This window comes from Formosa undariae (genome assembly GCF_042427615.1).
Classification (GTDB): domain Bacteria; phylum Bacteroidota; class Bacteroidia; order Flavobacteriales; family Flavobacteriaceae; genus Formosa; species Formosa undariae.
Genome location: NZ_JBHMEZ010000003.1, coordinates 1,007,217 through 1,029,638, shown reverse-complemented (window position 1 = coordinate 1,029,638; position 22,422 = coordinate 1,007,217). Strand labels below are relative to the sequence as shown.

Below are 22,422 nucleotides of genomic sequence, written 5' to 3'. Positions count from 1 at the left end.
TAAATTAGACAGTGGTATTATGGAACAACTTAATGGAGATGTTTTAATTGAGTTGGCGTATACCAAAATGCCATTTGGAAAATATAAAGATCGATTTCTTATTGATTTACCCGAGTTTTATGTGGTTTGGTATAATAATAAAGGCTTTCCGAAGGGAAAATTAGGCGATCAATTACGTATGGTTTACGAACTAAAATTGAACGGCTTAGAAGACTTAATTCGAAATATTAAGCAAAAATACCCGAATCCTAAAACACGCTAATTCCCTTGTTTCAATTAAGAAGGTGAGTATTCTATCGCTGTTAATTAAACTAAACAATCTGTTTTGTTTATATACATGGCGTCTATATTGAATTGTATTTTTATTCTTGTATAGAATTACATCTTATTCTAAGGTGTAATGTTCACAACTTTCATTTTTAAAATAATTGTAATTAGATTAAAATAAATAATTCGCTTAGACCGAGTAAGTTGCTCCACTATGAGCCGATTAATAAGGGCTAATTGGATTGTTAGTGTTTTAATGAGAATTTAAATACATAAGCGTACTTAAATCTCAATTGTTCTTTGTAAATTTGCTCGCGTTTAAAAGCGCATCATGACAACTACAACAAAGTATATTTTCGTAACCGGCGGTGTTACATCTTCATTAGGAAAAGGAATAATTGCAGCATCTTTAGCTAAATTATTACAATCTCAAGGTTATAGAACAACCATTCAAAAATTAGACCCTTATATAAATGTCGACCCGGGAACATTAAACCCGTACGAACATGGGGAATGTTATGTTACCGACGATGGTGCAGAAACAGATTTAGATCTAGGTCATTACGAGCGTTTTTTAAACACACCTACAAGTCAGGCAAATAATGTAACTACAGGGAAGATTTACCAAAGTGTTATTGAAAAAGAACGTCGTGGTGAATTTTTAGGGAAGACCGTTCAGGTAATTCCTCATATTACAGACGAAATTAAAGAACGTATTCAGATTTTAGGTAATTCTGGAGATTACGATATTGTTATTACCGAAATAGGTGGTACTGTAGGTGATATTGAATCTTTACCTTATGTTGAAGCTGTGAGACAATTGCGTTGGGATTTAGGTGATAATAACGGACTTGTTATTCATTTAACATTAGTTCCTTATTTATCTGCTGCAGGCGAATTAAAAACTAAGCCAACACAGCACAGTGTAAAAACATTAATGGAAAGTGGTGTACAAGCCGATATTTTGGTGTGTAGAACAGAGCATCATTTACCAAAAGATTTACGTAAAAAATTAGCTCTATTTTGTAATGTGCGTGAGGAAGCTGTAATACAGTCTATCGATGCATCTACTATTTACGATGTGCCTAATTTAATGTTAGAAGAAGGCTTGGATAAAGTGGTTCTTAAAAAATTAAATTTAAACAGTAGTGTTCCAGATTTAACAAAATGGAATGAGTTTTTAGATCGTCATAAAAACCCTAAAACCGAAGTTACAATTGGTTTAATTGGGAAGTATGTAGAACTACAGGATTCATACAAATCGATTTTAGAATCTTTTATTCATGCTGGAGCAGAAAATGAAGTTAAGGTAAATGTGGAACCAATCCACTCAGAATATATAAATGCCGATAATGCTAAGTTAAAATTAGCACATTTAAATGGTGTCTTAGTTGCTCCAGGTTTTGGAGAACGTGGTACCGAAGGGAAAATTGATGCAGTAAGATATGTGAGAGAAAACAATATTCCGTTTTTAGGAATTTGTTTAGGAATGCAAATGGCAGTTATCGAATATTCTAGAAACGTACTAGGAATTTCAGATGCTAATTCTACCGAAATGGATCCAAATACTTCAAATCCGGTAATTAGTATTATGGAAGAACAAAAGAATATTACCGATATGGGAGGTACTATGCGTTTAGGCTCTTGGGAGTGTTCTTTAAAAGAAGATAGCATTGCTAAAAAAGTATACGGTTCAGAAATTATTGAAGAACGTCACAGACACCGTTACGAATTTAACAGTGATTTTAGAAGTCAGATTGAAGCAGCTGGAATGGTTGCAACAGGTGTAAACCCTAAAACAAACCTAGTAGAAATTGTAGAAGTCCCTGCTCACCCTTGGTTTGTTGGTGTACAATACCATCCAGAATATAAGAGCACGGTGAAAAATCCACATCCTTTATTTGTAGCGTTTGTAAAAGCAGCGTTAGAAAACAAGAAAAAATAAGTGCCACATTGTCAAAACTTAAAAAGTGGTCACCTTTTTGAGTACTATACTCACATTACGAAATATTTCGCTTAAACGAAGTATTTCCATTTATACTTAGAATGTAATTACATGGAAGAAAAGAAATTAGACCTGAATTCGGTCATAGGATTTATCCTAATCTTTGGAATTTTAATGTTTATGCTTTGGCAAAATCAGCCAACTCCAGAGGAAGTAGAAGCTCAGGAACAAGCAAAACAAGAACAGGTTGAAGCAGAGAAGAAAGTTGAAATTGAGAATGAAACTATAGAAACATCTTCGGAAGATTTCTCAGTGACATCGGCAACAGATTCTTTAAAATTAGAAGGACTTAAAAATAAATTAGGTGCTTTTGCATACTCTTCAACTTTACCTTCGGCATCAAATAACGAAACGCAAGTAGAAACAGAATTATTCGATTTAAAATTTAGTAATAAAGGAGGATTCTTATCAGAGGTTAGACTTAAAAAATTCGATAATTACGATTCTCTTCCTGTTTTTCTTATTAAAGATAAAAACATTGGTTTCAATATTAATTTTGGAACAACAGACAGTCGTAGTTTAAATACTCAAGATTTATATTTTGAACCTACTATCACTGAAAATGGCGCTAGTATTATAGTTTCTATGAAACTTAAAGTATCAGATTCTAAATTTTTAGAATACCGTTACGAGCTAAAACCAGATAACTACATGATGGATTTCACAATCCGTTCTCAAGGTTTAAGCGATATTATTGACAGCTCTCAAGCAGTCGATTTAGATTGGAAACAAAAAATGATTCGTGGTGATAAAAGTGTGGAATACGAAAACCGTTACACACGTTTAACGTATCAACACGATGGTGGTAAAATAGATAAGTTAAGTCCTACTGGCGACGACGACGATATAGAAGAAGAAGTCACTTGGTTATCTTATAGACAGCATTTCTTTAGTTCAATTTTAGTTACAGAAAAGCCTTTTAAAACGGTAGATTTAGTTTCTCAAAATTTAGTAGAAAGTGGTGATGATGAAGCTCAATTCACAAAAATTTACACCTCTAAAATACCATTAGAATTACAAGGCGGAGAACTTAATGCACCGTTAAAATTCTATTTCGGACCAACAGATAACACAGTACTTAAACAATACGATTATAGTTTAGACGATAGTATTCCTTTTGGATGGGGAATCTTTGGATGGATTAACAGATTCGTATTTGTTCCTTTATTCGGATTCTTAAGTGGGATGATGCCTTTCGGGTTTGCTATTATAGTAATGACTATTTTAGTTAGAATTGTAATGTCTCCGGTAACATACAAATCGTATTTATCTCAAGCTAAGATGAAAATTCTTAAACCAGAGATTAACGATATCAACGAGAAGTTTAAGGATAATGCCATGAAAAAGCAACAAGCTACAATGGCCTTATATAGTAAAGCAGGAGCGAGCCCAATGGCCGGATGTTTACCCGGTTTATTACAACTTCCTGTATTCTATGCTTTATTTCAGTTCTTCCCGTCGGCATTCGATTTAAGACATAAAAGTTTCCTTTGGGCAGACGATTTGTCTTCTTACGATACGATTGCAGAATTACCTTTTAAGATACCTTTTTATGGTGATCATATTAGTTTATTCCCAATATTAGCGTCTATAGCCATTTTCTTTTACATGAGAATGACAACAGGACAACAAGTGGCATCTCAACCAACGCAAGAAGGTATGCCTGATATGGGGAAAATGATGAAATACATGATTTACTTCTCTCCAATTATGATGTTAGTATTCTTTAATAACTACGCATCTGGATTGAGTTTGTATTACTTTGTGTCTAACTTAATTACAATTGGAATTATGTTAGTGATTAAAAACTTCATTATTGATGAAGATAAAATTCACGCAAAAATTCAAGAGAATAAGAAGAAGCCTAAAAAGGAGAATCGCTTTCAGAAGAAAATGAAAGATATGATGGAGCAGGCAGAACAGCAGAAACAAATACAAAACCGCAAAAAATAATTCAAAGCTGCCTTAATTGGCAGCTTTTTTGTTACTTGTATTTACACTAATAGTTATTCGTTTTATTGATATGAAAAATTTATTAACCCTTTTAATGTTATGTGTTGTGGGAACAGCAATAGCACAAAACATTAATCAGTTAGATGCCAATGGCGAACGTGATGGTGTTTGGAAGAAGAATTTCGACAACTCTAAAGTCTTACGTTACGAAGGTCAGTTTGCTCATGGAAAGGAAGTAGGAACGTTTAACTTTTATAAGAATGTTGGAAACAAACCTGTTTTATCAGCCATTAAAAAATTTAATACAACTAACGATATTGCCGAAGTACAGTTTTTAACCTCTAATCAAAAAGTGATTAGTAAAGGTCAAATGAAAGGGAAGTTGTATATCGGAGATTGGACTTACTTTCATAAGAACTCCGATAAAGTTATGATGACAGAACATTATAACAATCAAGGGAAATTGGATGGTGAACGTTTGGTGTATTATGATAATGGTAAACTTACCGAACGTACCATGTTTAAAAATGGTAAGATAGACGGAACATCGGTTTGGTACTCAGAAAAAGAGATCGTTCTAAAGGAATTCTCTTATGTAAATGATAAGTTGCAAGGTATGTCTAAGTACTACGACTTAGAAGGAAATTTAACGGCAGAAGGTGCTTTTAAAAATGATAAAAAAGACGGAATTTGGAACTTTTACAAAGACGGAGAATTAGTAGATACTAAGGATTTTACAAATTACAGTAAGAACCCAGCTAAACAATAGTTTATTAACTATTTACGAGATACAGTCTTTTTGTATTCAGTAAATTTTCTTTCCCTAATACATGCTTTGGCATATTTAAAATTTTAAAAATGAAACGAGTAATTGTTGGACTTTCAGGTGGTGTAGATTCTAGTGTTGCGGCATATGTGTTGCAACAACAAGGTTACGAAGTCATCGGGCTTTTTATGAAAAATTGGCACGACGATTCTGTTACAATTTCTGATGAATGTCCGTGGTTAGACGATAGTAACGATGCGATGTTGGTTGCCGAGAAATTAGGTATTCCTTTTCAAACTGTCGATTTAAGCGAGCAATATAAAGAACGCATTGTCGATTATATGTTTAAGGAATACGAAAATGGTCGTACTCCAAATCCAGACGTGCTTTGTAATCGCGAAATTAAGTTCGATGTATTCATGAAAATTGCCTTGGACTTAGGTGCAGATTATGTGGCTACTGGTCATTATTGTAGAAAAGGAATTATTAATGAAGGAGAAAATGAGACGTATCAATTATTAGCCGGTTTAGACGGAAATAAAGATCAATCTTATTTTTTATGTCAGTTATCACAAGATCAATTATCTAAGGCATTATTCCCAATTGGTGAATTAACAAAACCTGAAGTTCGTAAAATAGCTGCAGAATTAGATTTAGTAACAGCAGATAAAAAAGATTCTCAAGGTCTTTGTTTTATAGGAAAAGTACGTTTGCCTGAATTTTTACAGCAACAATTAAAACCAAAAGAAGGTGTTATTGTTGAAGTGGATAGAGATCAGGATATGTACATGGCATCCCAAACAGAATTTGCTACTAAATTAGATGAACTTGAGTATTTAACAACTAAAAAAGTATATAATGTTTCCAATGGAAAAATTGTTGGAAAGCACCAAGGGGCTCATTATTTTACCAAAGGACAACGTAAAGGTTTAGGCGTTGGTGGGACTGTAGAACCTCTATTTGTTATAGATACCGATGTTAAAGAAAATGTTATTTATACAGGACAAGGTCACTCGCATCCTGGTTTATTTAAATCAGCTTTATTTGTAACAAACGATGAAGAACATTGGATTCGTGAAGATTTAAAATTACAGGTTGGAGAGTCTTTGGACGTTATGGCTAGAATTAGATACAGACAACCATTACAAAAGGCAACATTATATAAAGTCGATAATGGATTATATGTGGAATTCGAAGCGCCACAATCTGCAATTACAGAAGGACAATTTGTAGCTTGGTATCATGAAGATGATTTGCTAGGTTCCGGAGTTATTTCGTAAATTGTAGAAAAAAAGATGTTAAGAACCATTGTCTTTTTGGTATTACTGGTTAATACGATTCAAATTTATGCGCAAGAAGATGCGTGGGTCTATTTAACAGATAAACCAAATGTATCGGAAGCTTTAGCGAATCCAACTTCTATACTGACTCAAAAGGCTATTGATAGAAAACAGCGACATCGTATCCAGATAGATTCTAGAGATGTGCCTGTTAACGAAGCCTATATTTCAGAATTAAAAATGCAGACAGGAATTACAGTATTGGCCAAATCTAAATGGTTCAATACTGTTTATGTTAGAGCTGTTTCTGCCGATAATATAAAAGATTTATTAGCATTATCGTTTGTCGATTATATTGACTACGCCGATAATAGTTTAGATTCCGCTACATCGCGAACGCGTCAAATTGATTCGCAATCTGACATTGAAGATATAAGCGTTGAATTTACCTATGGAGATTCTCAAAATCAAGTAGAAATGATTAATGTAGATGCGCTACATGCTTCAGGTTTTACAGGTAAAGGAATTACTATAGCGGTGTTAGATTCCGGATTTCCTAATGTAAACACCATGCAGGCATTTCAGCGATTAAGAGATCAAGGTAATTTATTAGGTGGTTACGATTTTGTAGATAGAACAGATGATGTCTACGCAAATACGGCGAGTTCACACGGTACATTGGTACTGAGCTCTATGGCTGCTTTTATAGAAGATGAATATGTAGGAACAGCTCCAGACGCTTCCTATTATATATTTAATACCGAAGACCCTTCTAGCGAAACACCTGCCGAAGAAAGTTATTGGGTAGAAGCTATAGAACGTGCAGATAGTTTGGGTGTAGATATGGTAAATAGCTCTTTAGGTTATAATGTGTTTGATAATGAAAAATATAACTACACGACGGACGATATGAATGGGAAAGTCGCCTTCATTTCAAAAGGCGCTTCAATAGCTGTAGAAAAAGGTATTCTAGTCGTGGTTAGTGCAGGAAATTCCGGTGCGACCACTTGGCGAACGGTTACGTCTCCTGCAGATTCTCCAGATATATTAAGTATTGGTGCGGTAAATGCCATGGGCGAATATGTGTCATTTAGTTCACAGGGCGGAGAAGCACAAGTGGACTATCAGAAACCAGATGTCGTTGCTAGAGGAGGTACACCTTTTCTAGTAAATGAAGATGATACGATCGTTCAATATAATGGGACATCTTTCAGTTCTCCAATTATGTGTGGAGGAATAGCGTCTTTATGGCAAGCAATTCCCGATGTTTCTGCCATTCAAGTTATAGATTTGGTTAGGCAATCTGGATCCCAGTTTAATAATCCCGATGATTTAATCGGGTACGGTATTCCAGATTTAGATTTAGCAAGAGATTTAGGGCTGTCGTTAAACGATAACATGATTGACGCGATTAGTTTTTATCCGAATCCCGTTTCAACAGAATTAAACATGGTATTTCCTTCAACTATAGAAACATTAGAATATGCCATTTACAATCAGTTGGGACAGCAAGTCTCACAACAAATGATTCAGGGAAATTCTAAAACCATTGATGTCTCAAGTTTATCTCATGGTGTTTATATTCTGAAGGTATCAACCAAAAGCAGCTCAAAATCATTTAAGTTCCTAAAATAATGAATAAGATAACGTCTTTATTTAATATTCAATATCCTATTATTCAGGCAGGAATGGTCTGGAATAGTGGTTGGAAATTGGCTTCGGCAGCGAGTAATTCTGGAATTTTAGGATTATTAGGTGCAGGCTCCATGTATCCAGAGGTTTTACGTGAACACATTCAGAAATGTAAAAAAGCTACAGATAAGCCGTTTGGAGTTAATGTGCCGATGTTGTATCCAAACATTGAAGAAATCATGACGGTTATTGTCGAAGAAGAGGTGAAAATTGTATTTACTTCAGCTGGAAATCCAAAAACGTGGACGTCTTGGTTGCAAGAACGAGGCATTATAGTGGTACATGTGGTAAGTAGTGTGAAATTTGCTTTAAAAGCTCAAGCCGCCGGTGTAGATGCTGTGGTTGCAGAAGGTTTTGAAGCCGGTGGACATAATGGACGAGAAGAAACAACGACCTTTACTTTAATACCAATGGTTAAGGAACACTTAGATGTGCCTTTAATCGCGGCAGGAGGAATCGCTACAGGAAAGGGTATGTTAGCGGCTATGGTTTTAGGTGCAGATGGCGTACAGATAGGAAGTCGATTTGTGACTAGCCAAGAATCTTCGGCCCACCCAAATTTTAAAGAAACTGTGGTTAATACCAACGATGGCGATACACATTTAACGTTAAAAGAATTGGCTCCGGCACGTTTAATTAAAAATAAGTTTTTTAATGATCTTCAAGCTCTTTATCAAAAAGGTACTACAGCAGACGAATTAAAATTATTCTTAGGTCGCGGACGTGCTAAAAAAGGGATGTTCGAAGGCGATTTAGAAGAAGGAGAATTAGAAATCGGACAGGTTGCAGGATTAATTCATGATATAAAACCAGTGTCTGAAATCGTTTCTGAGATTATAGCCGAATTCGAGTTGTCGAAATTGAATTTATCTTCCTTGTAAAATATTTGTAAAAGTTTCGTCTTAAGCTGTTTTTAAAATTACCTTTGCACGACAAAAAAATTAAAGTGTTTCTATCTCAATATACAAAAGAATTTAAATACAATTGGCAACTGGCAGCTCCAGTTATGCTAGGTATGCTTGGGCATACTTTTGTAAGTTTTGTAGACAATATTATGGTTGGCCAATTGGGGACAGCAGAACTTGCTGCGGTTTCCTTGGGTAATAGTTTTATGTTTATAGCCATGTCTGTTGGGATTGGTTTTTCTACAGCCATTACGCCTATAGTCGCGGAAGCAGATTCTGCAGATGATTTCAAATCTGGAAAATCAGCGTTTAAACACGGTCTGCTTTTGTGTACCATACTCGGTGTTATACTTTTTCTGATTGTCTATTTTGCTAAACCATTAATGTTCTTAATGAAGCAACCCATAGAGGTTGTAGAGCTGGCTATTCCGTATTTGGATTTGGTTGCATTTTCTTTAATTCCATTAATTATTTTTCAAGGATTTAAACAGTTTAGCGATGGTATGTCGCTGACAAAATATGCTATGTATGCCACTATTATTGGTAACTTAGTGAATGTGCTTTTAAATTATATGTTCATTTTTGGTAAGTTCGGTGTACCGGCCTATGGTATTGTGGGGGCTGCCTATGGTACTTTAGCATCACGTTTTATAATGGTTGCTTTTATATGGTGGGTTTTAAAAGAGAACAAGAAGACTAGAGCGTACGTTACTAACATTAAAATCTTTGTTTTAGAAAAGTTAATGATGAAGCGTATCTTTAATCTAGGAGCGCCAAGTGCTATGCAAATGCTTTTTGAAGTCGCGATATTTACATCGGCAGTATGGTTAAGTGGTTTGTTGGGTAAAAATCCGCAAGCAGCCAATCAGATTGCTTTAAACTTATCGTCTATGACGTTTATGGTGGCGACAGGATTAAGTGTGGCGAGTATGGTGCGTGTCGGGAATCAAAAAGGACTGCGGAATTTTCATGAATTAAGACGTATATCATTTTCCCTATTTTTAATGGGAACACTCTTCGCAGTGTGTTTTGCTTTAATGTTTTTAGTATTACGTTGGGAATTACCTAAAATGTACGTCGATTTAGACGATGTAAAAAACTTTGCAGATAATTCTGAAGTGGTATATATTGCTTCAAACCTATTACTTGCAGCAGCGGTATTTCAGATTAGCGATAGTATACAAGTTGTTGTTTTAGGTGCCTTACGTGGACTTCAAGATGTAAAAGTACCTACGATTATAACTTTTATCTCTTATTGGATTATTGGTTTTCCTGTCAGTTTTTATTTCGGAAAAGAAGACCAATATGGAAGTTTCGGTATTTGGATGGGACTTATCGCAGGATTAACTACGGCAGCAATTTTACTTTATATAAGATTTAATTATCTTACAAAACAATTAATTTTACAAAAAGAACAATAGATATATGGCACTTCCAAAATTTATTTTAGGTGATAACACCGATTTTCCAAATGCAATTTTCGTGATTCATACAGAATTTCCTCGTTTTATAATCAATTTAGAAGATGATGATGTGGAGTGGTTCGAAGATTTCGATCAAGAAGACCAACGTGAAATTGAAATGGAAACCGAAGGACTAATCGAAAAAGCTAGCGCATTTTACGATAGAGAAGTTTCACGTTACGAAGAATAATTTCTATGCTCGATCAACTCATAAACGCCGATAGAGAATTATTTCTGTTTTTAAATACCTTAGGTTCTACAGGCTGGGATACGTTCTGGTTAGTGATTACTAATAAGTTTACGTTTATTCCATTATATGCCTTTCTACTATTTTTAGTATATAAAAAATTAGGAATAAAAACGGTATTAATCCTCGTTGTTTTATCGGCCTTAATGATTGCATTTACAGATCAGATTTCAAACCTGTTTAAACACGGTTTCCAACGTCCTAGGCCATGCCGACAAGAAGGCGTTATGGAATTTATGCGGTTTATAGCCGAACGTTGCGGGCGTTATGGATTTTTCTCTGCGCATGCAGCGAGCACTATGGCTGTAGCGGTATTTATAGGATTAATATTAAAACCATTTTACAAGAATGCCATATTCATGTTGCTGTTTTGGAGTGCCGTTGTGGCCTACAGTCGCATTTATGTTGGTGTGCATTATCCGCTAGATATTGTTTGCGGAATGGCTTTTGGAGCCCTTACTGGTTTGGGGTTTTTCAAGCTGTATCTCTACGCTATGAAACGCCAGGGGTTACCTACTTTTTAGTTAAAATATAATAGTCGTTTACGAGTCTCGAATTGTGTTTTCTAGACGATTCATCGACAGAATTAAGGTCGTAAGATCTTACAAATTGCATCGTGTAAAGCGCTTCTATCATTTTCTTTTCAGAGGTGCTTAATTCATTTGAAAGTAATCCAAAACGGGTTTCATTTGGGAATTGAAGTTCATGCGCTTCATCTTTAATACTAGGAAGCACATGGCCATATAGAAAAAGCATTTCTGGCGACACATAATTCATGCCATAAACATTCAAATCTTGTGCTTTAGTATCAGATTCTAAAGCTGTAATATCGTAATAGGTTGAAGGAATTGTTGCTTTATAAAGTGGTAAAGCGACAACAAATATAGATGCGAAAAATAATACAGTTAGAAAGAATACATTTTTGATTGCTTTCTTCTTCAAGTTAATGACAATAAAAATACCTATAGTGAAGAGTACTACCGAAGCTAATATATACTGAACCCAAAATCCAGAGAGTTGATCTTTCAATCCTAAATAAGCCACAACGGGAAAAGCGATACCTATGCACGCTATAAGTCCGAAGTTAAAATACACAGGAATGGTTTCCTTTTTATCTTGTAAGGTTTTAAAATGCTGAAATAAATAATCAATATAAAAACCAGTGTTAATGGCTAACGGAATTAAAACAGGCATCAAGTATCTTGACTTTTTTTCAGGGATAATCGATAATAGAATCACTGCAAAAATGGTCCAATAAAAGCTAAATTTATACGCTTTTAGGTTGTGAACTCTCGATTTTAAATACGGATATAATAATCCGATAAAAGCGGGAATGGTCCATATTCCACTTTGTACAAAGAAGCTCCAGTAGTAATAAAATGGACGGATATTATAACTTCCCCAATTGCTCGTTTCTTTAGTTGTTATGTGCGTAAATGTTTCAGGATCTATTAAACGTACGTAAATAAACCACCAACCACCAATAGCAATCATTAATATTAAAATACTAAAAATAGAGAAGGTTTTAGGACGGAAATTTTTGAATTTATAGGTGAATATATACGCTAATAAAAACGGTAGGAATAACACGTATAAAGACACTGGCCCTTTGCTTAAAAATGAAAGTCCCAAGCAGATTCCTGCTATAATAGTGTGTTTCCAATAGTTTTTTTCCTTTTGAAAGAGCTGAAATAGATTATAAATAGCAATAAGCATAAAACCGTGAGCGTAAATATCCCAAGGCGCTTCAACAGTAATTCCTACCACATAAAACGATGTAAATGCAATACAAGCATTAACTAAACTGTGTAGTGTATTCTTTAAAATGGAAAAAGATAAACGGTATACAAAAACACCAATTACCATAATAAGAAAAACAGTGGGTAATCTTAGCGCATAAACATTTAAACCAAATATTGAAGCCGATATTGCAGAGAACCATGTTGGTAAAGGCGGTTTTTCGTAGCGTGCTTCACCGTTCATTGTTGTTAAAATCCAATGATTATCAGTTATCATTTCACGAGCAGTAATAAAGTTCCTCGCTTCCATAATGGTGACTTGCATAACATGTAAATTAGGAAGAAGCATTAGCCCAACTAGTAAACAAATGAAAGCAACAGGATGTTTTTCGATGATCTTAATCATTATATTTCTTTATTAAAACTAAGTTTCTACTATAAATTACAGCACCTAAAATATGACCAGTAAACAGCACAGGGTCTTTACGTAATACAGCATAAACTAAAATAAGTAAGGACCCGGCTAAACTTAAAGCCCAAAAACCGAAAGGTAAAGTGGATTCTTTCTTTTTTTCAGAATAAATCCATTGATAGATAAAACGAAATGTAAATACCACTTGCGATACAATTCCTAAAATCAATAGCCAAAAGGGAATGTCTTCGTTCTTGAATAATAACGTCATATCAATTTTGTTATTATTGAAATAATAAAACACGATAAGGATAGGTACAATAAGTAAAAACCATTGTATCGCTTTTGGAAATTTTTGCCATTGATTTTGTAGCTGAAGATTTCTAATGTAGATATAATACGTTAAACTTTGTCCAAGCATAATAGCAAAATCTTGTCTTAAATACCCGTAAACAAAGAGTAAGAAAGATGCTATTAAACTTAACGACCAAAATAGGGTAGGTGTAATTACTTTACGTTTCTTCTCCGATGTAATCCATTGTACGACTAATCTTGAAGAAAATAAGATTTGTGCAAGAAATCCTATGCTGTATATAATCCAATTACTCATTAACTACGGGTCTCAATTTCGTAGTTAATATACTTCTTTTTCATCCATTTATAAGCAAAGCAATCTACTAATGGACCAATTAATCTATTCCATAAACCAAATTTAGCTTCTCCGGCAATTCGTGGAAAATGCTGAACTGGGACTTGAATTATTTTTCCATGCTGTAATAAAATCATCGCAGGTAAAAAACGGTGCAAACCTTTAAACATAGGAATACGTTTTGCATAATCTGTTTTAATCACTTTTAAAGGACAACCCGTGTCATCCATACCATCGTGAGTAAAACTTCTACGCACTCCATTTGCAATTTTCGAGGACATGTTTTTTACAAACGAATCCTTTCGGTTAGAGCGTACGCCCGTAACCAAATCGTACTCGCCAATATGTTGAAGTAAAATATTAAAATCTGAAGGTGCTGTTTGTAAATCAGAATCGATATACCCAACTAGTGGTGTATCTGCATAGTCGAAACCTGCTTTTATAGCTGCACTTAGTCCACGGTTTTCTTTAAAACTGATAAATTCGAATATAGAATTTCGTTGACAGATAGCCTCCATGAATTCCTGACTTTTGTCTTTAGAACCATCGTTTACAAGTAGTATTTTAGTGCTTTTAGATGCCGTTTTTGCATAGGCTAAAAGTTCTTGTTCGACGCGTAATAAATTGTCTTCTTCATTATAAACAGGAACTATAATGGTGAATTGGTAACTCATAGATAATAACTTGAAAGTGCAAATGTATTCTTTTTTCTACAATAGAAAATTTTAACATTTACAAATGTACGATAAATGGTAATAGCGTATGTAACTTACTTAAGCGGCACTGCAACTTTTACATCGTCCCAGGCCATTGTTAGAGCTAAATTATCGGTAGAATTATCGAAAGAAATCGTAAACTCTTCAACAGAATTGTTTAATTTTTCTACAGGAACTTGTAAATCTACAACATCAAAAGCGGGATCTCTCATGGCTTGCATGGTTTCGTCTACGCCCCATTTATATTGCTTTGTATTAAACATAACATGCCAAGTAGAATCGTTAGGAATAGACCAAAGTGTATATTTTCCAGGAGGCAACGTACTATCTCCTATTTTTAAAGGTTTATTTGTTTTAAACGTAGTCGCTTCGTTGGCACCTGTTCTCCAAACTTCATTATAAGGTACTAATCCGCCAAAAATTAAACGGTCGCGTTTAGAGGGTCTGTTGTAAAAAACCTCTAACTCTAAATCGTTTAATTTATATTCTACAGTATCCTTCGGACTTAGTACTTTATTGAATGCGTCTTTTTCAAAATATGCATATAGAAAAACTCCTATGGCAACAAACAATAGAAGAATCATTACCCATTTTAAAAATCTATTCATAAAACAATTTGTATTTAGGAGGTAAAGATACTTTAAAAGATAATCAACTTAAAAGCGCTTGAGTTTAATTAATCTAATTTTAACAAGCCTTAGAAAAAATTATATTACTTTTTTTGCAACACTTCAAAATAATAGTCGTCTTTAAGATGTACACTAACCAATAAAACCACAAGTGAATTCATTTTCTATTGATATTATAGAGGAATGTAAGCGGCATAACCGAAAGGCGCAATTGCAGTTATACAACCAGTACTGCCAAGGTATGTATAGTGTTGCCAAACGGTTTATTTCGAATACAGCTGAAGCCGAAGATCTGGTGCAAGATGCATTTATAAAGGCCTTTAGTAAACTACATCAGTTTAAAGGTGATGTCACTTTTGGTGCTTGGTTAAAACGTATTGTTGTGAATACCTGTATCGATTCACTTAAATCTAAAAAACAAGAGTTGGATGTTTTAGAAGAGGTGCACCTGAAAGTGGTCGATACAGATCCTCATGATAGTTGGGCGGTAGATGATAATGTGACTTTAGATGACGTTAAATTAGTTATTGAAACGCTACCGGAAAAGTATAAATATGTGGTGATGCTATTTTTAATTGAAGGCTATGACCACCAGGAGATTTCCGAAATTTTAAATATTTCTGAAGTGGCCTCACGCACACAATTATCGCGAGGGAAACAAAAATTACAAGAACTTTTAAAATCGAAAGACTATGGCGCAAGATATTAGAGACTTATTTGAAGCCGATAAAGAACATCAGAAAGATGAAATGTTATCTGAAGGACATGAAGCACGCTTTTTAGAAAAGTTGAATGCTAGTTTACCTCAAGATCCGCCTAAGTCTGAATTTAATTGGATGTCCATTGCCGCGAGTTTAGTGATATTATTTGCGCTAAGTTTTGGAGGATATACGTTTTTTAAGTCAGATAAAATGGTAGAACCCCAACAGCAAGTTGTAGAAACGGAGGTTGCACCAGTTGCAAAAACGAAAACTTTGGGCGATTTGTCTCCTGATTTAAAGAAAGTTGAAGATTATTATTTAGCGAGTATTCATACCGAGTTATCTAAAGTAGAATTAACGCCAGCGAATAAAGAATTAATCGATGGTTATATTCAGCGTTTAGAAGAGTTGACAAACGAGTACAAAAAACTATCTGTAGAATTAACAGAATCAGGCCCGAGCGCGTTAACCGTAAATGCCTTAATCGATAATTTAAAATTGCGTTTAAACTTATTATACCGTTTACGCGATCAATTAAAAGAATTCAGTACTGATGCTTTTGCCGAAGAGGCAATAGAACAATCAATCTAAACAATCAATCTAAAAAATCAATCAAAAAATGAAACAGTTAATTATAAAATCGATAGCAAGTTTAGTGCTGTTATTATTTGTGTCTAATCAAACACAAGCGCAGCAAAAGCTATCTAAAGCATCGCAATCTTTAAAAGTGAATAAAGATGTGACCATTAATTTAGAATCGAATTATACCATTGTAAAAATCGATACATGGAATAAAGATGTTATTGAAGTTGAAGCTTTTGTAGAAAGCGATCATTTAAGTCAGTCCGATTTACAAAACGCATTAAAGGACTGGAATGTCGACGTAAGTGGTTCTAGCAATTTCGTGAATATTTCGTCTAAAGGGATGCAAAATGGTTGGGATGTAGGTTACGATTTCGATGTGAATTCAATTTCAGCATTACAGCATTTAGAATTCGAATTGGCCGATATGCCACCGATGCCACCAATACCCGATATGAAGCATTTCTCGAATATGCCACAAATGCCCAATATGCCGGAGCCACCAGTAATGCCAGAACTACCTGAATTACCAGAAGGTATGAGCCAAGTACATTTTGATTATGAAGCCTATAAAGCGGAAGGCGAAAAGTATTTAGATAAGTGGAGTAAAACCTATCATAAAGAATACGGAAAAGAGTATCAAGACAAAATGAAAGCTTGGGCGAAAAAGTTTAGCACATCTGGTTTTGGCGAATATGAGAAGAAGATGGAAGCCTGGGGAGAGAAGTTTGGCGAATCTTATGGCAAGCAAATGGAAGCCTGGGGAAAACAATTTGAAAATGGCTTCGGAAAGGATTTTGAGAACCAAATGGAAGCTTGGGGAGAATCGTTTGGTAAATCGTTTGAAAAGCAACTGGAAGGTCAAGAAGATGCCGATGCCAGCCGAATGCGGGCAGAAGAAGCGAGACATAGAGCAGAGAAGGGCAGAAGCATGCCGGATAGCAATCCTAATATTAGAAAAACAATTATTATTCACATGCCTAAAAAGGCAAATTTAAAAGTGAATGTAAAATATGGCGAATTACAATTTGTATCGCTTATAGAAAATTTAAAGGCAGAAATGTCGCATACCAAATTAACAGCAAACACTATCGATGGGAGTAACACTTCCATCGCGGTGTCTTATGCGCCGGTGTCTATTGCTAATTGGAATCAAGGACACTTGGTTTTAAAATATGTTGAAAACGCTAAAATTGAAACTGTAAATCAGTTGGTGTTAAATTCAAATTCATCGCATATTCAGTTGGGGCAACTTTCTGGAAACACTATAATTAATGGAAGTTTTGGCGATCTTAAAATATCTAAAATAGCTGAGACATTTCAGAATCTAAATATTGTTTTAGAAAACAGCAATGCCCTAATTAGTTTACCCAAAACAGAATATAGTTTGCAGTACAACGGCAAGCAATCCCGATTTAAACATCCTAAAAAGACGAGCAGTGAAAATGTGTCTACATTTTCTACAGGGAATTTAAGTAGTAATAAATCGATTATCGTTAATGCGAAATTTAGTAAGGTGTCAATGGAGTAAATACGATTTTATATAGTTAAAATACGTCTTATTAACATAGGACTTTGTGTGCCGATATCCTGAATAATAATGGATTATCGGCTATATTTGTTTTAGTGAAAGAAGTTAACATTTATGCATATCCAAGCCCTAGCTTAATATAAAAAAGACAACTAAATGAGTAAAAACTGTATCCTCTGCGAAAAGCCGCTATATTTCTGGAATCAACCTATTTTTGGGAAAGGAATTTTAAAATCTCTACAAAGGGTTTGCTCATCATGTTTTATGAGAGTCAATAATAAGTCTCCCAAAACTGCGTCAAATTTGAAGCGATATGAATTAAGTGAAATAAAAAACTTGTTAGATTTAAATAAAAAGATTGGTTATATCGAAAATACAGCTGGATTTAAAGTTAATACTTCTATTATTCCAAAAGCAACAAAAGCAACAAAAGCAACAAAAGATATAGGTAAATGGGAAGTTGTTTACCGAAAAACAAAGCGATGGACTCAATTGGGATTTGGAGAAAATGATAAGTTTCCGGGATATGGAAGACTTTATGAAAGGGAATTTGAAGTTTGGTATTGTGAAATTGGATCAAAAGAAAGAAAAAAAGTTCAAAAATTTTCAGACAAATATCCATTAAATTATAATCCAAGAAATCCACAAAATATTATTGGAGAAGATGTTTATACAGAAACATTAACAAATACAAAGGGCTATGAATCACTCTATACAGCTCTTGACAATAAAAACCGTAGACGATGGTATTTTGCGTTAATTAAAAAAAAACCATTATGGATTGAAACAGAAAGAGCAATTGAGCTTGAAACAGAAAAGCAGACTGAAATTAAAGTTCCTGAAGGTTGGGATTTGGTGAAAAACCATTCTGAAAAGTGGGAAGCCTTAGGATATAATAATGAATTTCCCGGATATGGAAAAATACATGAGATTACTTTTGAAATTTGGTATTGCAATGTGGGTTCAAAAGAAAAAAATAATCTGACTGAACTTAAAACGGAACTTGCTATTTATCAAGGGAATAAGCTTTACTATTTTGAAAGAGTTTATAAACAATTAAATGAACTTAATGATGTTCATTTGAACTTTGAAAGATTAATAAGGACTAATGGATATGAGCAATTATATAGCGCAACATATAAAAGACAGAGGTGGTATTTAGGTATTAAGAAAATGACTCCTAGATATATTTTTACTGCAGGAGCAAATTAATAAAAACAAAATGTCAATATCGTATAAAATCAATTGTTTTAATTTACTTACGAAAACTGCTTGTTGAATTCCTATCCGTGATTTGTTCACTTACTTAAGTGTCTAAACTACTTACCAAACCACCCCAAAATAAAAAATCTGTCTATTATAAAATAGACAGATTTTTTGTTGTTTAAATATATAGTAGAATATACTATTCTGTAATTACCCAATCCCCTTTAGCTAAAAGTGGTTCGGCTTGTTTGTATTTTACGGTTTTACTTTCGCCGTTCATTACATTCTTAATTGTTACTTTATCGTTTCTACCAATTTTTGGACTATCGCGAACAATAGTTTCTACAACTTCTGGACGTTGTGTCTGACCAGCAGCTCTGCTTTGAGAAGCACGTTCGTCTAGATTAGGAATTTCTTCCTTAGTCGTTTCTACCTGTTGCTTTCTAGGTGCAACTTGTTTCGCTTCGCTAATTGCATTCTGATCTTCGCTAGGCAATTCTCCTTTAAATAAGAATGAAATCACATCTTTATTTACTTGAGTAATCATCACTTTAAACAATTCGAAAGCTTCGAACTTGTATATTAATAACGGATCTTTTTGTTCGTGAACCGCTAATTGAACAGATTGTTTTAACTCATCCATTTTACGTAAATGCGATTTCCATGCATCGTCGATAATGGCTAAAGTAATGTTCTTTTCGAAATCTGTAATTAATTGCTTTCCTTCAGTTTCGTAAGCTTGTTGTAAATCTGTAACAACTTGTAATGTTTTTACACCATCTGTAAACGGCACAACAATACGTTTAAATTTCTCGCCTTGTGTTTCGTAAACATTCTTAATAATAGGGAATGCAAGCTCTGCATTTTTACCCATCTTAGCTTTATAGTGGTCGAAAGCTGCGGCGTATACTTTAGCTGCAATGTCTTGAACAGTTAGTTTGTTGAATTCTTGCTCGCTTACAGGATTAGCCATCGAGAAATAACGAATTAATTCAAATCCGAAATTTTTATAATCGTTAGCATCTTTGTTTACTTCAGCAATATTTTCGGCAGTATCGAAAATCATGTTTGCTAAATCTACACGAAGACGTTCTCCAAATAATGCATGGTGACGACGTTTGTAAACAACCTCACGTTGCGCATTCATAACATCATCGTACTCTAATAAACGTTTACGAACACCGAAGTTATTTTCTTCAACTTTTTTCTGAGCACGCTCGATAGATTTTGAAATCATAGAATGCTGAATGACTTCACCTTCTTCTAATCCCATTTTATCCATCATTTTTGCAATACGCTCAGATCCGAATAATCGCATTAAGTTATCTTCTAATGAGACATAGAATTGAGAACTTCCTGGATCTCCTTGACGACCTGCACGACCACGTAACTGACGGTCTACACGACGTGAATCGTGACGTTCTGTACCTACAATTGCTAAACCACCAACTTTTTTAACCGCATCGATTAACTTAATGTCGGTACCACGACCTGCCATGTTTGTAGCAATAGTTACTTGTCCTGGCTGACCAGCTTCGGCAACAATATCTGCTTCTCTTTTATGTAATTTCGCGTTTAATACATTGTGAGGTACTTTACGGATGCTAAGCATTTTTCCTAAAAGTTCACTAATCTCTACATTGGTTGTTCCAATTAATATAGGACGCCCAGCTTTAGATAATTTAGTAACCTCTTCGATTACTGCATTGTATTTTTCACGCTTAGTTTTATAAACTAAATCTTCTTTATCGTGTCTTGCGATTGGTCGGTTTGTTGGAATTTCGACAACATCTAATTTATAGATTTCCCATAATTCCCCTGCTTCAGTAATCGCTGTACCCGTCATACCAGAAAGTTTGCGGTACATTCTAAAGAAGTTTTGAAGTGTAACTGTTGCAAATGTTTGTGTAGCAGCTTCAATTTTTACATTTTCTTTAGCTTCAATCGCTTGGTGTAATCCATCGCTATAACGACGACCATCCATAATACGACCTGTTTGCTCGTCTACAATCATTACTTTGTTTTCCATCACCACATATTGATTGTCTTTCTCAAATAGGGCGTAGGCTTTAAGTAATTGATTTAAGGTATGTATACGTTCAGATTTAATTCCGAAGTCTCTAAATAAATCTTCTTTTTGATTCGCTTCTTCTTCAGCAGGTAAACCTTTTGCTTCAATTTTAGCCATCTCAATACCAATTTCTGGCATTACGAAAAAGTCAGGATTGTCTGAACCAGAAAGGTATTCAACACCTTTGTCTGATAATTCAATCTGATTATTTTTTTCATCTATAACATAGTACAACTCTTCGTCTACCTTAGGCATCTCGCGGTTGTTATCCTGCATATAGTGATTTTCAGTTTTCTGAAGTAATTGTCTAACGCCGTCTTCACTTAAAAATTTAATTAAGGCTTTGTTTTTAGGCATCCCACGGAATACACGTAACAATTGAAAACCACCTTCTTTAGTGTCTCCTTCGTTAATTAATTTTTTAGCTTCAGCAAAAACACCAGTTAAATATTTACGTTGCACAGATACGATATCTTCAACTTTAGGCTTTAACTCTGTGAATTCGTGACGGTCTCCTTGAGGAATCGGACCAGAAATAATTAATGGTGTACGAGCATCATCTACTAATACAGAATCGACTTCATCGACAATGGCATAGTGGTGTGGACGTTGTACCAAATCGTTTGGAGAATGTGCCATATTATCACGTAAATAATCGAAACCAAATTCGTTATTTGTTCCGTAAGTAATATCGGCATTATATGCTTTTTTACGTGCTTCAGAATTTGGTTGGTGGTAATCGATACAATCGATACTTAAACCATGGAATTCGAAAATTGGTGCCATCCAAGCACTATCACGTTTTGCTAAGTAGTCGTTTACAGTAACCAGGTGAACTCCTTTTCCTGCTAACGCATTTAAGTACATTGGTAAGGTTGCTACTAACGTTTTACCTTCTCCAGTATGCATCTCTGCAATTTTACCTTGGTGCATAGCAATACCACCAATAAGTTGTACATCGTAATGTACCATATCCCAAGTAATGGCTTTTCCAGCAGCATCCCAAGAGTTTGCCCAAACGGCTTTATCGTCTTGTAATTCTACATAACCTTTAGTTCCCGAAATCTCTCTATCGAAAGCATTTGCGGTAACTGGAATACTCGTATTATCTTTGAAACGTTTAGCAGTTTCTTTTACAACACCAAAAGCTTCAGGAAGAATGTCGTTTAATACGTCTTCTGTCGCAGCGTAAGAGTCGTCTTTTAATTTATCAATTTCTTGATAAATGTCTTCACGTCTGTCGATGTCTTCAGTATTATTTGCTTCTTCTAAAAGGGCAGTGATTTGATCTTCGAAAGGTTTACGACCTTCGGCAATTTTAGCTTTAAAGTAAGCTGTTTTTGCTCTAAGTTCGTCGTGAGATAAAGCTTCAAGAGCCTTTTCAAAAGTTTTAATTTTATTTACTAAAGGCATGATGGCTTTTACATCTTGCTTGGATTTGTCTCCAACAAATACCTTAAGTACAGAATTTAAAAAATTCATGTGTATGTGTGTTTAGTTTGCATTAAGTCTACCGACTTAATAGATACAGTTAAGTACTTTAAATGCTAAAAAAATAAAGCACTCAAATATACGTTTTGTTGTTATGCATAATACAGAATAGCACAA

General features: G+C 34.6%; 19 protein-coding genes. 14 read left to right on the top strand and 5 right to left on the bottom strand.

From position 1 onward, the window contains the following. Positions 1–19 precede the first annotated feature (19 nt). The 10 genes from ACFFVB_RS07625 (at position 20) to ACFFVB_RS07580 (ending at position 11,102) form a co-directional block, all read left to right on the top strand. Positions 20–262 carry a DUF3820 family protein gene (locus ACFFVB_RS07625; RefSeq protein WP_382382119.1) on the top strand — a complete coding sequence of 81 codons (243 nt, stop codon included), beginning with the start codon at positions 20–22 and terminating at the stop codon, positions 260–262. A 336-nt stretch (positions 263–598) separates the two neighbouring features. Then, positions 599–2,212, top strand: coding sequence for a CTP synthase (gene pyrG, locus ACFFVB_RS07620; protein ID WP_382382118.1), 1,614 nt, complete (start codon positions 599–601; stop codon positions 2,210–2,212). A gap of 111 nt (positions 2,213–2,323) precedes the next feature. Then, positions 2,324–4,225 carry a membrane protein insertase YidC gene (gene yidC / locus ACFFVB_RS07615; protein ID WP_382382117.1) on the top strand — a complete coding sequence of 634 codons (1,902 nt, stop codon included), beginning with the start codon at positions 2,324–2,326 and terminating at the stop codon, positions 4,223–4,225. A gap of 70 nt (positions 4,226–4,295) precedes the next feature. Beyond that, complete coding sequence (locus ACFFVB_RS07610; RefSeq protein WP_382382116.1) at positions 4,296–4,994, top strand: toxin-antitoxin system YwqK family antitoxin; 699 nt, start codon at positions 4,296–4,298, stop codon at positions 4,992–4,994. 89 nt (positions 4,995–5,083) lie between these two features. Then, on the top strand, positions 5,084–6,271 hold the full coding sequence (gene mnmA, locus ACFFVB_RS07605; protein ID WP_382382115.1) for a tRNA 2-thiouridine(34) synthase MnmA: 1,188 nt from the start codon (positions 5,084–5,086) through the stop codon (positions 6,269–6,271). 15 nt (positions 6,272–6,286) lie between these two features. After that, positions 6,287–7,906 carry a S8 family serine peptidase gene (locus ACFFVB_RS07600; RefSeq protein WP_382382114.1) on the top strand — a complete coding sequence of 540 codons (1,620 nt, stop codon included), beginning with the start codon at positions 6,287–6,289 and terminating at the stop codon, positions 7,904–7,906. After that, positions 7,906–8,844: an NAD(P)H-dependent flavin oxidoreductase gene (locus tag ACFFVB_RS07595; RefSeq protein WP_382382113.1), complete on the top strand. Its 939-nt coding sequence runs from the start codon at positions 7,906–7,908 to the stop codon at positions 8,842–8,844. The genes ACFFVB_RS07600 and ACFFVB_RS07595 overlap by 1 nt, the downstream gene beginning before the upstream one ends. Positions 8,845–8,909: 65 nt before the next feature. Then, entirely contained in the window at positions 8,910–10,289 is a 1,380-nt protein-coding gene (locus tag ACFFVB_RS07590; RefSeq protein WP_382382235.1) for an MATE family efflux transporter, read from the top strand. Positions 10,290–10,293: 4 nt separating this feature from the next. Continuing rightward, positions 10,294–10,521 (top strand): DUF8828 family protein, encoded by a 228-nt coding sequence (locus ACFFVB_RS07585; protein WP_382382112.1) that lies wholly within the window; start codon positions 10,294–10,296, stop codon positions 10,519–10,521. A 5-nt stretch (positions 10,522–10,526) separates the two neighbouring features. Next, positions 10,527–11,102, top strand: coding sequence for a phosphatase PAP2 family protein (locus ACFFVB_RS07580; RefSeq protein WP_382382111.1), 576 nt, complete (start codon positions 10,527–10,529; stop codon positions 11,100–11,102). Here ACFFVB_RS07580 and ACFFVB_RS07575 read toward each other — a convergent pair. The 4 genes from ACFFVB_RS07575 to ACFFVB_RS07560 all read right to left on the bottom strand — a co-directional run bounded on the left by ACFFVB_RS07575 (position 11,092) and on the right by ACFFVB_RS07560 (position 14,702). Beyond that, the gene (locus ACFFVB_RS07575; RefSeq protein ID WP_382382110.1) at positions 11,092–12,723 is read right to left on the bottom strand and encodes an ArnT family glycosyltransferase; all 1,632 of its coding nucleotides are present in this window, start codon (positions 12,721–12,723) and stop codon (positions 11,092–11,094) included. The two genes, ACFFVB_RS07580 and ACFFVB_RS07575, sit on opposite strands and share 11 nt — an antisense overlap. Beyond that, positions 12,716–13,339, bottom strand: a complete 624-nt coding sequence (locus ACFFVB_RS07570; protein WP_382382109.1) for a lipid-A-disaccharide synthase N-terminal domain-containing protein — start codon at positions 13,337–13,339, stop codon at positions 12,716–12,718. The genes ACFFVB_RS07575 and ACFFVB_RS07570 overlap by 8 nt, the downstream gene beginning before the upstream one ends. After that, entirely contained in the window at positions 13,339–14,052 is a 714-nt protein-coding gene (locus tag ACFFVB_RS07565; protein ID WP_382382108.1) for a glycosyltransferase family 2 protein, read from the bottom strand. The genes ACFFVB_RS07570 and ACFFVB_RS07565 overlap by 1 nt, the downstream gene beginning before the upstream one ends. Before the next feature lie 95 nt (positions 14,053–14,147). Next, the gene (locus ACFFVB_RS07560) at positions 14,148–14,702 is read right to left on the bottom strand and encodes a DUF2911 domain-containing protein (RefSeq protein WP_382382107.1); all 555 of its coding nucleotides are present in this window, start codon (positions 14,700–14,702) and stop codon (positions 14,148–14,150) included. A gap of 172 nt (positions 14,703–14,874) precedes the next feature. On the opposite strand from ACFFVB_RS07560, the gene ACFFVB_RS07555 reads away from it, so the two are divergent. The 4 genes from ACFFVB_RS07555 to ACFFVB_RS07540 all read left to right on the top strand — a co-directional run bounded on the left by ACFFVB_RS07555 (position 14,875) and on the right by ACFFVB_RS07540 (position 18,749). Continuing rightward, a complete protein-coding gene (locus tag ACFFVB_RS07555) occupies positions 14,875–15,432 on the top strand; it encodes an RNA polymerase sigma factor (protein WP_382382106.1) in 558 nt (185 codons plus the stop codon). Further along, on the top strand, positions 15,416–16,015 hold the full coding sequence (locus tag ACFFVB_RS07550; RefSeq protein ID WP_382382105.1) for a hypothetical protein: 600 nt from the start codon (positions 15,416–15,418) through the stop codon (positions 16,013–16,015). The genes ACFFVB_RS07555 and ACFFVB_RS07550 overlap by 17 nt, the downstream gene beginning before the upstream one ends. 28 nt (positions 16,016–16,043) lie before the next feature. Then, positions 16,044–17,537: a hypothetical protein gene (locus tag ACFFVB_RS07545; RefSeq protein WP_382382104.1), complete on the top strand. Its 1,494-nt coding sequence runs from the start codon at positions 16,044–16,046 to the stop codon at positions 17,535–17,537. Positions 17,538–17,693: 156 nt separating this feature from the next. Further along, positions 17,694–18,749 carry a hypothetical protein gene (locus ACFFVB_RS07540; protein ID WP_382382103.1) on the top strand — a complete coding sequence of 352 codons (1,056 nt, stop codon included), beginning with the start codon at positions 17,694–17,696 and terminating at the stop codon, positions 18,747–18,749. Between the two features lie 193 nt (positions 18,750–18,942). Here the strand turns inward: ACFFVB_RS07540 and secA are convergent, their stop codons facing one another. Next, complete coding sequence (gene secA / locus ACFFVB_RS07535) at positions 18,943–22,296, bottom strand: preprotein translocase subunit SecA (protein ID WP_382382102.1); 3,354 nt, start codon at positions 22,294–22,296, stop codon at positions 18,943–18,945. Positions 22,297–22,422 lie beyond the last annotated feature (126 nt).

What these genes read in the sequence shown, in the direction of transcription:
- yidC (WP_382382117.1), top strand. Translation starts at nt 2,324, where the DNA reads ATGGAAGAAAAGAAATTAGACCTGAATTCGGTCATAGGATTTATCCTA.
- ACFFVB_RS07600 (WP_382382114.1), top strand. Translation starts at nt 6,287, where the DNA reads ATGTTAAGAACCATTGTCTTTTTGGTATTACTGGTTAATACGATTCAA.
- ACFFVB_RS07545 (WP_382382104.1), top strand. Translation starts at nt 16,044, where the DNA reads ATGAAACAGTTAATTATAAAATCGATAGCAAGTTTAGTGCTGTTATTA.
- pyrG (WP_382382118.1), top strand. Translation starts at nt 599, where the DNA reads ATGACAACTACAACAAAGTATATTTTCGTAACCGGCGGTGTTACATCT.
- ACFFVB_RS07550 (WP_382382105.1), top strand. Translation starts at nt 15,416, where the DNA reads ATGGCGCAAGATATTAGAGACTTATTTGAAGCCGATAAAGAACATCAG.
- secA (WP_382382102.1), bottom strand. Translation starts at nt 22,296, where the DNA reads ATGAATTTTTTAAATTCTGTACTTAAGGTATTTGTTGGAGACAAATCC.
- ACFFVB_RS07595 (WP_382382113.1), top strand. Translation starts at nt 7,906, where the DNA reads ATGAATAAGATAACGTCTTTATTTAATATTCAATATCCTATTATTCAG.
- ACFFVB_RS07560 (WP_382382107.1), bottom strand. Translation starts at nt 14,702, where the DNA reads ATGAATAGATTTTTAAAATGGGTAATGATTCTTCTATTGTTTGTTGCC.
- ACFFVB_RS07585 (WP_382382112.1), top strand. Translation starts at nt 10,294, where the DNA reads ATGGCACTTCCAAAATTTATTTTAGGTGATAACACCGATTTTCCAAAT.
- ACFFVB_RS07565 (WP_382382108.1), bottom strand. Translation starts at nt 14,052, where the DNA reads ATGAGTTACCAATTCACCATTATAGTTCCTGTTTATAATGAAGAAGAC.
- ACFFVB_RS07580 (WP_382382111.1), top strand. Translation starts at nt 10,527, where the DNA reads ATGCTCGATCAACTCATAAACGCCGATAGAGAATTATTTCTGTTTTTA.
- mnmA (WP_382382115.1), top strand. Translation starts at nt 5,084, where the DNA reads ATGAAACGAGTAATTGTTGGACTTTCAGGTGGTGTAGATTCTAGTGTT.
- ACFFVB_RS07625 (WP_382382119.1), top strand. Translation starts at nt 20, where the DNA reads ATGGAACAACTTAATGGAGATGTTTTAATTGAGTTGGCGTATACCAAA.
- ACFFVB_RS07570 (WP_382382109.1), bottom strand. Translation starts at nt 13,339, where the DNA reads ATGAGTAATTGGATTATATACAGCATAGGATTTCTTGCACAAATCTTA.
- ACFFVB_RS07540 (WP_382382103.1), top strand. Translation starts at nt 17,694, where the DNA reads ATGAGTAAAAACTGTATCCTCTGCGAAAAGCCGCTATATTTCTGGAAT.
- ACFFVB_RS07575 (WP_382382110.1), bottom strand. Translation starts at nt 12,723, where the DNA reads ATGATTAAGATCATCGAAAAACATCCTGTTGCTTTCATTTGTTTACTA.
- ACFFVB_RS07610 (WP_382382116.1), top strand. Translation starts at nt 4,296, where the DNA reads ATGAAAAATTTATTAACCCTTTTAATGTTATGTGTTGTGGGAACAGCA.